This window comes from Prevotella conceptionensis 9403948 (assembly GCF_000312305.1).
In the GTDB taxonomy this organism is placed as follows: domain Bacteria; phylum Bacteroidota; class Bacteroidia; order Bacteroidales; family Bacteroidaceae; genus Prevotella; species Prevotella conceptionensis.
In genome coordinates this window covers 28,889-41,390 of record NZ_HE999443.1, presented here as the reverse complement: position 1 = coordinate 41,390, position 12,502 = coordinate 28,889, and the positions used below count along the sequence as shown (strand labels likewise).

9 protein-coding genes are annotated in these 12,502 nt (G+C 46.5%); 3 read left to right on the top strand and 6 right to left on the bottom strand.

Features of this window, described 5'->3' with window-relative positions:
• From BN93_RS00115 to BN93_RS00100, 4 genes are all read right to left on the bottom strand, one after another.
• On the bottom strand, positions 1-896 hold an 896-nt coding region (locus BN93_RS00115; RefSeq protein WP_019186315.1), incomplete at its 3' end, for a 1-acyl-sn-glycerol-3-phosphate acyltransferase.
• Positions 897-1,196: 300 nt separating this feature from the next.
• Positions 1,197-2,561, bottom strand: coding sequence for a lipoprotein 17-related variable surface protein (locus tag BN93_RS00110; RefSeq protein WP_019186314.1), 1,365 nt, complete (start codon positions 2,559-2,561; stop codon positions 1,197-1,199).
• 202 nt (positions 2,562-2,763) lie between these two features.
• On the bottom strand, positions 2,764-3,261 hold the full coding sequence (locus tag BN93_RS00105; protein WP_019186313.1) for a hypothetical protein: 498 nt from the start codon (positions 3,259-3,261) through the stop codon (positions 2,764-2,766).
• Positions 3,258-4,508 (bottom strand): AAA family ATPase, encoded by a 1,251-nt coding sequence (locus BN93_RS00100; protein ID WP_044259450.1) that lies wholly within the window; start codon positions 4,506-4,508, stop codon positions 3,258-3,260. The genes BN93_RS00105 and BN93_RS00100 overlap by 4 nt, the downstream gene beginning before the upstream one ends.
• Before the next feature lie 368 nt (positions 4,509-4,876).
• On the opposite strand from BN93_RS00100, the gene BN93_RS00095 reads away from it, so the two are divergent.
• Positions 4,877-5,365 (top strand): Dps family protein, encoded by a 489-nt coding sequence (locus tag BN93_RS00095; protein ID WP_019186311.1) that lies wholly within the window; start codon positions 4,877-4,879, stop codon positions 5,363-5,365.
• A 640-nt stretch (positions 5,366-6,005) separates the two neighbouring features.
• On the opposite strand, the gene BN93_RS00090 is transcribed toward BN93_RS00095, so the two are convergent.
• Positions 6,006-6,320 carry a helix-turn-helix domain-containing protein gene (locus tag BN93_RS00090; RefSeq protein ID WP_019186310.1) on the bottom strand — a complete coding sequence of 105 codons (315 nt, stop codon included), beginning with the start codon at positions 6,318-6,320 and terminating at the stop codon, positions 6,006-6,008.
• Positions 6,321-6,632: 312 nt separating this feature from the next.
• On the opposite strand from BN93_RS00090, the gene BN93_RS00085 reads away from it, so the two are divergent.
• A complete protein-coding gene (locus BN93_RS00085; RefSeq protein ID WP_019186309.1) occupies positions 6,633-8,138 on the top strand; it encodes a GH3 auxin-responsive promoter family protein in 1,506 nt (501 codons plus the stop codon).
• Positions 8,139-9,332: 1,194 nt separating this feature from the next.
• On the opposite strand, the gene BN93_RS00080 is transcribed toward BN93_RS00085, so the two are convergent.
• The gene (locus BN93_RS00080; RefSeq protein ID WP_019186308.1) at positions 9,333-9,770 is read right to left on the bottom strand and encodes a hypothetical protein; all 438 of its coding nucleotides are present in this window, start codon (positions 9,768-9,770) and stop codon (positions 9,333-9,335) included.
• Positions 9,771-10,515: 745 nt separating this feature from the next.
• Here BN93_RS00080 and BN93_RS00075 point away from each other — a divergent pair.
• On the top strand, positions 10,516-12,502 hold a 1,987-nt coding region (locus BN93_RS00075; protein WP_019186307.1), incomplete at its 3' end, for an Ig-like domain-containing protein.

The following is a 12,502-nucleotide window of genomic DNA, read 5'->3' as shown; positions in this document are numbered from 1 at the left end:
ACGGCATCGTTAAGGGGCAGGTGCGCAAGGGGTTCAAGTTGGGCCGCGCCAATGGGTTTTGTTACGCGGAAATGCACCCGACCCTTGGGCTGACTGATGCCCGTAATGATGCTGTTGATGTCTTCGCCTGGCTGTTTTACGTAGGGTTTGTGCGCGGCCTGCGCCATTTCGCGCGCTTTAAGCAAGTCGCACGACTCGTATTCGTAGCTCACGGCCACGGGTACGATGTTCAGTTGGGCCAACGAAATGAGCTTATTGCCCATTCCAGAAAGCGTGAACATCTTTATAAGTGCAGGTTCGGTTCGGTCTAGTCCGTCTTTTGTGCGGCCGTTGCGCTGTGCAATCCATACCGACGAGCCCCTATCTACGATGGCATGCCTGATGTATCGCGACAGGTGTAGCTCGCTTTCGTAGAACTGGCGTTTGTTTCCGCCGCGCTCCACGCGAAACATCTTGTTGCTTTTGCCGATGTCTACCACGGTTGGGTGGGTCATGAGGTTGGCTCCAAAGGTTATTTCGCAGGTATCGTGTCCTGCATCCACCAATGCGTTTTGCAGCAGCGAGGCATCTAAAACGATGTCGCGGTGGTTGCTTACAAAGAGGTAAGGCACGGCGGGTTGCAGCATTTCAAGCCCTTCGCAAACAAATTGCGTGGTGCTTCTTCGCATCACCTCTCGGTTGAAATGATACATCACGCGGAGCTGAAACTCGCGTGCCGAACTTATTTCTTCCAGCATGCGTGCCACCTCTTGCACGTTTTGTTCGGGAAATACGAAGTGGGCCAACTGCGGCAGCCACTGACTTTGGGCTATTCGCCGCATGGCCAGTGCCACTTCGTCGTCGTTATAGGGGCGTATATCGTCGAACTCTCCTCTTGCTCTGCAAACATTCTCCATATATATATAAGGTGTGATGTGGATGAACTTGTGTTTTGAAATATCGCGACAAAGTTAGTAAATAATCATGAAAAGCGATGCAATTAAGCCGTTCTTTGTTTTGGGTGTAACCCAAATCGGCCGCCGAAGACTATCTTACAAACTTAACCTAAAAGCCCAATGGGTTTTAAAACGATGGGCCACGAATGGCATCTGGCGCGCCTGTGCAGCCCATATACAAGTACGCCCGTTGCGCAATGGCTAGCGCAACGGGCGTTTAAGTGAGCCACATAGCATGCGTGGCTTGGGCATTTTTGCGTGTTAGGGCATAATCAGATGCACCTCAATCCTCTTCTCAACGCCGGCAACGGCCGTCTCGTTAACCGATGTCAGCCTATACTTTATATAGAGGAAGTTACCCTTTTTCTCGGCAGAAATTACCTCAATTCGGGGTTCTTCAAGATAAATGTCCTTGTATTCGGCATCGCTACTCGATGGGAACCATGCGGTTACTTTATAGTTTCCGTTCTCGCTTGCCACCTCGTTGGGATACAAACTAACAAAATTGCCCCCTCGCTTAACGGTCATCTGCACTAGTTTAAGCCACAGTCTCGTGTCGATGGCTTTCACTTGTGCCGTCTTATCGCCGTCGGCAGAGTTCCTAAACCACTTGCCGAAGAACTCGTTTACATCAGTTCCGCCGGCAATGTTCCACTCGTTGTTGAGGTCGGATAGCGGTTTAAAGCCTTTCAGCGTTAAAGAGAACTGCGCCAATTCGGTTTCTGAGCCATCCTTAGGGGTGAGTTTAATCGTTAATTCGATGGAGTTGTCGCCATTGTTCCTCTGTTTTCCGGCAAGAAGTGGGGCAAACTTAGCTTTGTCGTACTTAATCAGGGAGCCATAGAACACATCAAGATGTTTGTATACACCACGCATGTATCGTTTACTAGCGGCTTCGGTGTCAACGGTAAACTGCTTGGCGTAATACGCATTCTTATCAATGGCAAGGCTTGGAGAGGCATTGTTGCCCGTTTTACCTTTTATTCCGTTGTAGGTAATGGTAAACATAACATGACCCGAATGGCTGTTACTGGGCACATAACGCACATCGCTGATGGCGGTTTTTGCCCAATCGTCGGGCGTAAAGGTGTAATGGTTACTTCCATCTGCGGCAGAAGACGTGAGGTCTACCAGCTTTGAGAGATATTCTGCGGTGAACTTATCGGCCTTTTTCAAGCGGAACAGCGTATCGAAGTCGAACTCCGACAGGTAGTCTACGCCGTCTTTCCATTTGGCCACAGCACGCATGGCCATGTCTTGATCTGCGGGTTTCTGTGCAAAACCGGTGAAATCCACGTCCAATCCGAAAGGCGTTTTACCTGCAACGCCCGTCACTTTAAGCGTGAACGTGCCTTTTTGGTCGTCGCGTTTCACCTCGTTCACGGCCTTAACTTCAATTTCCTTGCCGTCTATCGTTTTCTTTCCGAGGTCGGCTTTTGCCTTTTCTATGGCTTGGTTCACGTTAAGTTGCTTGTCGAGATTGAAGTATTTCACGATGTCCGCGGCTTTAACCTCGGTCGTTTCTCCTTGTGTTGGTGGCTTTTGTGGTGTGGGTGTAAGTCCATCGTCTCCTCCACAGGCAGCAAAAAAGACGCATACGGCTGCCAATAAAATAATTTTCTTCATTGTTAATCCTGTATCTAAACACTAAAACTGGCGCGCCTTTCTCTCCCATTGTAGGCCTTTGCAACAATGGCACAGAGGCTTTGGACAATGGCGGCGCACAATAACTACGATGCAAAGATAAATAAAATAATCGGAAAGTAGCGTTAAGATGGTCGCTTTAACATAATGTTTCAGTGTTGTTCATATTAGGCTTATCCAGCCATTAAAACTCTTCGATGGTATTCTTAATTCGCAAAACATATCCCGTATCGTTGAAGAATCTCTCCATTCTTTCGTTTTGTCCTCTTCTTCCATTTGGCTGCATACTGTTGGCGATATAGGCACTTTTCTTGCAGAATTGCTTTGACACGTTTTCATTTTCAAAGTGGGCAATGGTTGATCGAAGTTGTTTCTCTCCATCTTTTATCCAGTCGGAGCATTTGGGCTTTCGCCTTTTCAGTTCAACAAAGGCAATGGTATCCTTATGAAAGAGACAGCAATCACAGCGATTATCCATCTTCCCATCGGGTTTCCGCAGGTCGATGCAATGGTCAACAGGCACAAAGCCAATTTCTTTTTGGTTTTCATTGTACACCACTGCAATCCATTCCTCACGATTACAGAGGTCTATGTACGCCTTTGATTGTGCAGGTGCGTCGCACAATCCGAACTCTATTTGTTTCGTGGTACAGATTTCTTTTGAGGGGAAAAAGTTAATCATGCTCTTTGTTCTATTTCAAGCAGAGAGGCATATCTGTCGTTACTTTCATCCAACTGCACATTCAGCAGGTTCTCGTCAGAGGGTATGCCCTTGTATTGTTTTAGCGCATAGAAATAATTGTCGTTTGCATCGTGTTGGTATATAGCTAGGTCATCAGGCGAAACAGTTGCCTCCAAAGGGTAGATTTCATTAATTTTGTCAGCTATGTCCTTGTAAGAATTCTTCAACTTATGCGCTTTTACTGCTACGGCCAAATGATTTACCAAATATGGGCTATGCGTAGTTACAATAAGTTTGTTTGCAGACAAGGCGTTGTTAAATTGCAACAAGCTTTGCAACAACAACACTTGCGATGACGGGTAGAGGTTTTGCTCGGGTTCTTCAACGATGTTGATAAATGCAGATTTGTTAAACCTCGCTGCCAAGGCCGATATGGCGAGTTGGCGTTGTTCTTCGGTAAGGTCTTTATTGTTCAATATCAAAATAACCTCATTTTGGAAACGCGCCATCTCGTCAACGCTCATTTTGTTTGGCGCCAGCTCGTCAACACGCATTTTGTTTGATGGCCTAGCCTGGTTCAACACACTCTCAGAAAGGTACTTAGACACAAGATATAACGGCACAACCGACTGAAATCCGCTTGCCGACTCTTGCAAACGTACTTTATAATCTCTGCCTTTGATAGATAAGATGTCGCTCTCTTGGTCATAATCTAGCAATGCACCATTTATAGGAAGCAGTAGTTCATTGGCTATTGCCTTCTTCGCCCGAGCATATTCTGCAAGAAACCCCACTAGCGAACCTGGCCACTCTTTTACTAAATCGGGGTTGTTTAGCGTAGCAATTAGGTTGCGTTCTGCGGGGATATAAGCTATTTGAGGCAAGGGATATTTATTTATACTGGGCATTTCGCCTATCAACAAGTTGCCTTCTTTAGTGTACCTCAGCCTGTAAGCATCACCTTCATACTCTATTTCGGTCTTACCGTCCATGAAATAGTTTGTTAATCGGTGATAACGAGACAAAAAGCCCTTGAAATCTGAAGACGTAAACCCCTTTCTACCATAATCCCTACGCGTAAGAACCTTTTCAATCCAGGTGCACAAGCTTACAAGTTTGGCAACAGAACTTTTACCACAGCCCTGTTCGCCGATAAACACTGTCACCTTCTTTATGTCTATCCAACCATCATGTCCATACCCATGCGTATTTATTGGGCCGAAGTGAGATATTCTTATTCTGCTCATGAGCGTAGAAGTTTTATAGTGGGCAGCAATCATGCAATATCGTTGACCCACATTGCATCATAGCCAAACCCTTTTGCAAAGATAGTCCTTTTATTCCAGTTACAAAGCATTATTAGTTGGGTTGTTTGGGTAAAGAATCAAAAATAGCGCGTAGACCATAATAGAAGACATCCGATCACGCTCCACAATTCCCCCACAACCCCATATCATTTAGAAACTTACGCCTGCACCATCCAACGTTATTATAGATTAATTCTATACCGAAATAGAAGGAAATGTTTGGGCATGATATGCAATATGCCTACCTTTGCAAACGAAAGAAATAAGGATTTTCACTCACAATTTAAAATATAGAAAGGAAATTAGAAATGAACACATTGATGTATTTAGGACTAGACGAGAACAAAGTTCAACCCGTTGTTAAAGGATTGGCCCAACTGTTGGCCGACTACCAAGTGTTTTACACCAACCTGCGCGGCTTGCATTGGAACGTAAAAGGCAACCGTTTCTTTGGTTTGCACGCCAAGTACGAAGAGCTTTATAACGATGCTGCCGAGAAAGTTGACGAGATTGCCGAACGCCTTTTGCAACTGGGCGCAACTCCCGAAAACCGCTTTAGCGAGTACCTGAAAGTGGCTACGATAAAAGAAAGCGGCAACGAACCCGAAGGAAAAGAAGGTGTTGAAACAGTGCTAGACAACCTGGGCAACCTCATCAAGCAAGAACGCGCCATCGCTAAGCTTGCTGCCGATGCCGACGACGATGCAACGGTGGGCTTGATGGACGGTTTCCTCGCTGGTCAAGAAAAGAACGTATGGATGTTTGTGGCTTTCTTAGATAAAAGCTACAAAAAATAAAACGGCTATCTGCAAATAGCCAAACGCATACGCCGTTGTGCGTTTAGCCACCGTGCGTATTATCAGGTTAAAAACGATTGGCGGCGACTTCGCCATGAGGTCGCCGCCTTTTTACGCCTCACTTCAAGCCACTGCACACAAAGGCAAATGCCAAACAATATGTAGGATGTAAGGTCGTGAGGCTGTGATATGGGGAGTTTCAAGGTAGTGAGTTCGTTAGCTTGTTAGCTGTTTCACTTCCCAACAACGCTTTCACAACGCTACGCTCAGAAACGTTTTGCGCAACCATGTGCGCGATAAAGCTCATTCACTTAGAAACTTAGACCCGCACAAACTCATTAACTAAAACACTCATCAACTTAAACTTTTAGCATTGCTTTAAGCAAAAGAGATTAGCACAACACATTATAAACCAACTTGCATAGTAGTTTTGCATTTAGCGACAAGATTAAAGAGCCGGCGTGGTGGTGTGATGATACACCGCCACGCCTTTGTTTATGTTGGCTACAAACTATTAAATGGGGGTGTTACAACAAAAATTGCATGGGTTTTATTAGTCAGTTTTACTCCACATGGGCACGTTATTCTGCCAAACCAACATGATGTTGTAAGCTGCTTTGATGTGATGAAACGGCATACACTACCAAAGCGACACCTTGCCAATGCCTTTTGCCTCGATGGTTGCAGCCACGCCCATTGCCTTGAAAGCCCTTGAAAGCGTGGCGAAAGTGAGGTTACGACCACCTTCGATACGCGAAACTTGCGCACGCTTAACACCCATCAGCTCGCCTAATTGTGCTTGCGTAAGGTTGCGTTGCAAACGAGCCTTCTTTATTGTCTCGCCAATGAGGAAAGCATTGATGTCGGATTCGTATTGTTCGCGAGCCAAATCGCCGGGCTTGCCCAACACTTTGTCGAGCATTTCTTCGTGGGTATATATCTTTTCTGGTTTCATTGCTGTCGTCGTTTATTGAAGTTTTATCAGTTCACAAGTTCACGAGTTAACAAGCTAACAAGTTGTTGGCCAGATGTTTTATTAATTCACAAGCTAACTAAAATCCATTATCTAAATTGGGGCTTTACGCCCATTTCTCGCCATATTACAAAGTTACTAAAACGTTTCCATATATGTAACACTTGCCGTTCATTATTTATCCCCCACCCCCTTTATTCCTCATCAGTTACCCTCCACATTCACCATTTCTTCTCCAAACATAGTGTTTTTTCATGTTTTTGACGTAATTTTGTCCTTTCAAACAAACTGATAATGAGCATTACATCCTTAGTGAGCGGAGCTTTCAAACGCCGACAGGCCGACATTGAAACGTACGCCCACCATAGCGAAGAGATACAAAGGCGTGTGTTGGCCCACCTTGTGCAGCAAGGACAACGCACGCAATATGGCAATACGTGGGGAATGAGCGACATACAAACCTACGAACACTTTGCCAAACAGCTACCCGTAACCTCTTACGAGGAACTGAAAGAGCCCATCGACCGCATGCGCCACGGCGAAGCCGACGTGTTGTGGCCTGGTGTGGTGAAGTGGTACGCCAAATCGTCGGGAACAACCAACGACAAAAGCAAATTCATCCCCGTATCTGCCGAAGGCTTGAAAAACATTCATTATAAAGGCGGAAAAGATGCCGTGGCACTTTATCTGCGCAACAACCCCAATAGTCGACTATTCGATGGGCGCAGCCTGATATTGGGTGGAAGTCATGCGGCCAACTACAACGTGGCGCATAGCCTAGTGGGCGACCTCAGCGCGATACTCATCGAAAACATCAATCCCTTGGCCAATATCGTGCGCGTTCCCAAGAAAAGCATTGCGCTAATGCCCGACTTCGAGGCGAAACGCGAGGCCATTGCCCAACAAACCTTGCACGCCAACGTTACCAACATATCGGGTGTGCCCTCGTGGATGCTCTCTGTGCTGGTGCGCGTGCTCGAACTTTCGGGCAAAGATACGCTCTCCCAGGTGTGGCCCAACCTCGAAGTGTTCTTCCACGGCGGCATTGCTTTCGGCCCTTATCGCGAGCAATACCGCAAGTTAGTGGGCTCGTCGCAGATGCGGTACATGGAAACTTACAACGCCAGCGAAGGCTTTTTCGGTCTACAAGACGCTCCCGACGACGAGGCTATGCTGCTCATGATAGACTATGGCGTGTTCTACGAGTTTATTCCGATGGACGAATTTGGGACAGACAATGCCTCGGTGGTTCCGCTTTGGGGCGTTGAGCCTGGTCGCAACTATGCAATGGTGATTAGCACAACGTGTGGTTTGTGGCGTTATGTTATTGGCGACACAGTTTGTTTCACCTCCACACGGCCTTATAAGTTTAAGATTACGGGGCGAACAAAATACTTTATCAATGCCTTTGGCGAAGAACTGATTATGGACAACGCCGAACAGGGCTTGGCTTACGCTTGCCAACAAACGGGTGCAGAGGTGTTAGAGTACACGGCGGCGCCTGTTTTTATGGATGCCGAGGCCAAATGCAGACACCAATGGCTTGTGGAATTTGCGCACAAGCCTACTTCTCTAGATGCCTTTGCCCAGGCACTCGACCTCCGTCTGCAACAACTTAACAGCGACTACGAGGCTAAACGACACAAGAACATCACGCTGCAACAGCTGGAAGTGGTTGTGGCACGACAAGGCCTGTTTAACGATTGGCTGAAAAGCAAAGGCAAACTGGGCGGACAACATAAGGTGCCGCGACTGGGAAACAGCCGTAAGAATATTGAGGAGCTGTTGAAGATGAATTAAAGAAGAGCAGAGCCTCACCCCCAGCCCCTCTCCAAAGGGAGAGGGGAGTGATATGCCTTGTGAATTATCCTTTTGTTAACTTGTTAACTCGTCAACTTGAATTTGTCCACTTTTCAGCCAGAATTTTAACACTAAAAGTGCCATTTTTATCCACCAACTGCCCACCTTGCCGCAAAAATTCGATTCTCGCGAAGGTTTGTTTCGATGCAAAAAGGGGCTGCATGTGAATGTTGGGAAAATGAATATTTATTTAAAGCAACCGCCATTTGCACCAGTTTTGGGGCTATTTGCTACAAAATGCAGTGCGTTTTGGTGCTAAATGCAATGCGTTTTGGTGCTAAACGCAGTGTGTTTTGGTGCTAAACGCAGTGCAAAATGCAGCTAAATGCGAAACAAAAAGCATAAATATCCACAACAATTGCATAAACAAAACCTCTTAGAACCATGAAATACATGGCTAAAAGGGGCAAAATAGCCGTAAAAAAGTGGGATTTTAGGGGTAAAAAGTGGGAATTTGAGGGCTAAAAAATTGTGAGTTGGCGGCCAACTAGAAAGGCAAAATGGTGCAAAATGCAGGTTATATGCCTAAAAATGGACAAAACACAAGGCGTAAAAGAGTAGAAAAAGTGGCCATTTGCCTACTTTTTGACCTATATTTTTGCTAGAACGGAGTGAAAAATAGAGCGACATTGTAAAAATAAAAATAATAATTTAAGTTTTTGAGTTGGCGAATTGGTGAGTTGATGAGTTTTTGAACTTATGAGGTTATAGGTTGGTGAGTTGATGAGTTTGTTAGTTTTTGAGTTGGTGAGATTGTGAGTTGGTGAGTTTGTTAGTTTTTGAATTAGTGAGATTGTGAGTTGGTGAGTTTGTTAGTTGATGAGATTGTACGCTGATGAGTTTGTGAGTTGATGAGTTGATGTATTCGGGAGTTGTTGGCTATTCGTGAGTTTATAAGTCAGTTGGTCGATTTGTCCTACACTTCGTACATGAAAGGGGTGCCCGTCTTGTGTTGGTATCACCAAGATAACAAACTCCGCTCAATTTATAGAAACATAAAAAGTCAACACGGCTTCATTATATAAACCTAGGCATAAACAATATAAACAAGACAAATCTGCTAGTCCGCTTAAACCCATGCGAACCAGCTAATCACTACCCATTCCAAGGGAAATGGGCTTGGGTTAGGCCCCTTTAATTTCTCCTTACGCTCCCAACCAACAAGCCAACACCACCACCCAACATCAGTTTTCCCCAAAGGGGTAAAAACGCTTCGTGGCAAAACAGGCTGAAAACAATGGCAAATATCGTGGTTAGCACTATGGCAAGGAATAGCGAAAGGGGCTTAATGCGCCATTCTAAACGCACGGGGCATCGTTTTGGCGCCTGTTCGTTATCGTCGCCAACTCCATGCGGCAAACGTTCTTCCACGGGTTTGTTCTCTAATTGGGCAATCAGTTTCAAGGCTTGTTCCGCATCCGTTTCGTAAACCGTTATGGCTATTCCTTGTCCTGGTTGTTCCTTGTTGGCGGCGTTGGGCAACACCATGATATGATGCTCGGCAAGCCATTGGCTTGTCGCCCACGCCTCATAAAAGTTGTTGCAAAGCTTTATTGTCACTTTTTCTTTCATAGCCGTTCAACTTAAATACAGATGAAACAATACATTGCAAATGTAATAAATTTCGCTGACACCGCAATATCATGGCGTGTTAAATCGTGATGCAGACTTTTAAAGGTGAAAAAGTGAAAAGGCTTATAAAGGTGAAAGGGTGAAAAGGTGAAAAGGTGAAAAAATGGCTTACACCACCTAGGCATTTGGCTTAACTCCTTAACTCCACAACTCCTTAACTCCTTAAATGTAACGCCACCTAGGCATTTGGCTTAACTCCTTAACTCCATAACTCCTTAACTCCATAACTCCTTAACTCCATAACTCCTTAACTCCACAACTTCTTAACTCCTTAAATGTAACGCCACCTAGGCATTTGGCTTAACTCCATAACTCCTTAACTCCATAACTCCTTAAATCGTCTGTTTAAAATCCAAATATTCCCTAACAACAAAGCCATATTCCATTTTTTATTACTAACTTTGCCAACAGCCCAATTATGCCGTTTACACAAGGAATACGGGCTAAATGCCGGCATAAGCGGCGTTATGGGCAAACGTTACTCGCAACGGTGCAGGCTTGCTTGCACGCTGCGAGCCGCATACACCTACGCATAACAGTAACGACAACAACGCACACGTTGGCCGCACGCCTACATATAACCAAGGTTTAGCCCTTGCATGCAACGAGGCAAAGCCATATATTAAAGGTGCGAACACGACAATAAAGTAATGTGCAAATAAGCAACAGCAGGTAAAAAGGAAATATGAAGGAACGCTACAATATGGACAAGGCGCACACCACGCAACGCACAAGCAGACTTAACTGGCAATTGTGCCGTTTCGCCCTGTTGCTATTTACACTTGCATTAGTGGCCGCTTGCGCCCGAATGGGCAACCCCGATGGGGGCTGGTACGACGAAACACCGCCCCGAGTGGTGGGTGCATCGCCCACAGAAAAGGCCACTGGCGTGAAAACAAGAAAGCTACACATACGTTTTAACGAATTTATCAAAATAGAAAACGCCACGGAAAACGTTGTGGTTTCGCCTCCACAGCTTGAAACGCCCGACATAAAGGCCGGCGGAAAAAGCATCGACATCGAACTGAAAGACTCGCTCAAAGCTAACACCACGTACACGGTGGACTTTTCTGACGCCATAACCGACAACAACGAAGGCAACCCCTTGGGAAACTATACGTATAGTTTCTCTACGGGCGAACATATCGACACGATGGAGGTGAGCGGGTGGGTTCTTGCCGCCGAAAACCTAGAACCGGTGAAAGGCATACTGGTGGGACTGTACGCTAACCTTGCCGATAGCGCGTTTCGTACGCAACCCATGCTGCGCGTGGCCAAGACCGACGGGCGCGGACACTTCGTTATACGCGGCATCGCACCCGGAAAGTATCGCGTTTATGCGCTGCAAGATGTAGACGGCGACTATCATCTCACGCAGAAAGGCGAAGAAATGGCCTTTAACCGCGAGATTATCGTACCTTCGTCGAAACCCGATGTGCGACAAGACACGCTTTGGCGCGACTCGTTGCGCATCGATTCCATTTCGCGTGTCAGCTATACGCACTTCTTACCCGACAATATCACGCTGCGTGCGTTTACACATATACAAACCGATCGCTTTTTCACTAAGGCCGAACGAACGTTGCCTGAATGTTTCTCGCTGGTGTTTACGGCTGGCAGCAACGAACTTCCACAGCTGCGCGGACTGAACTTCAACAACGCCGAGCGCGCGTTCATCGTAATGCCCACGGCTAAGAAGGACACCATAACCTATTGGATTAAAGACTCCGCGCTGATTAATCAAGACACGCTGCGCATGCAGATGCAATATTGGAGTACAGACACCACGGGGCAACTGCGCATGAAACAGGATACGATAGAGTTTCTTGCGAAAACGCCTTACGCCAAAAGGCTGAAAGAAAAGCAAAAAAAAGCGGAGGAATGGAAGAAGGCACAAGACAAGGCGCAAAAGAAAGGAGAACCGTTTGAAACGATAATGCGCCCCGAGGCGTTGAAGGTGGAGGTGAAGGTGAACAACAGCATCGCTCCCGACGAGAACGTGCGAATAGAGTTGCCAACGCCTTTGCAAAGTCTCGATTCGACAAAAGTGCACCTTTACAGCAAGCGCGACACGCTGTGGTATGAGGCCCGTTACAGGATTAGGGTGCGCGAGGGGGCCGACAGTTTGGCGCCCGTAGGAACCAATCTCTTGCACAAACGGTGGTTGGAGCTGCAAGCCGAGTGGAAACCAGGCGTGGAATACAGCTTTGAACTCGACTCGTTGGCACTCACCGACATCTACGGAACTGCGTCGGGCAAGATAAAGCAAGGCTTTAAGGTAAGAGAAGACAAGGAGTTTGCCACACTCGCCGTTTCGCTTACTGCGCTTACCGACTCTAATGTGGTGGTTCAGTTGCTCAACGGACAAGATGCCGTGGTGAAACAAACACGCGCCTTGGCTGGTACGGCCAACTTCTACTACCTGCAACCCGCAACGTATTACCTGCGTTTGTTCGTAGACCGAAACGGAAACGGACGCTGGGACACGGGCGATTTCTATCGCGGAGAAGAACCCGAAACGGTGTATTACTTCCCCGAAGAAATAGAATGCAAGGCCAATTGGGATGCCACACGCACCTGGAACCCCACAGCCAAACCGCTGAACGAGCAAAAGCCTGGCAAGATTACCAAGCAAAAGCCCGACAAAGGCAAGAGCATAAAACGCCGAAATA

Coding starts and splice junctions, on each gene's coding strand:
- BN93_RS00110 (WP_019186314.1), bottom strand. CDS start 2,561: ATGAAGAAAATTATTTTATTGGCAGCCGTATGCGTCTTTTTTGCTGCC.
- BN93_RS00105 (WP_019186313.1), bottom strand. CDS start 3,261: ATGATTAACTTTTTCCCCTCAAAAGAAATCTGTACCACGAAACAAATA.
- BN93_RS00100 (WP_044259450.1), bottom strand. CDS start 4,508: ATGAGCAGAATAAGAATATCTCACTTCGGCCCAATAAATACGCATGGG.
- BN93_RS00095 (WP_019186311.1), top strand. CDS start 4,877: ATGAACACATTGATGTATTTAGGACTAGACGAGAACAAAGTTCAACCC.
- BN93_RS00090 (WP_019186310.1), bottom strand. CDS start 6,320: ATGAAACCAGAAAAGATATATACCCACGAAGAAATGCTCGACAAAGTG.
- BN93_RS00085 (WP_019186309.1), top strand. CDS start 6,633: ATGAGCATTACATCCTTAGTGAGCGGAGCTTTCAAACGCCGACAGGCC.
- BN93_RS00080 (WP_019186308.1), bottom strand. CDS start 9,770: ATGAAAGAAAAAGTGACAATAAAGCTTTGCAACAACTTTTATGAGGCG.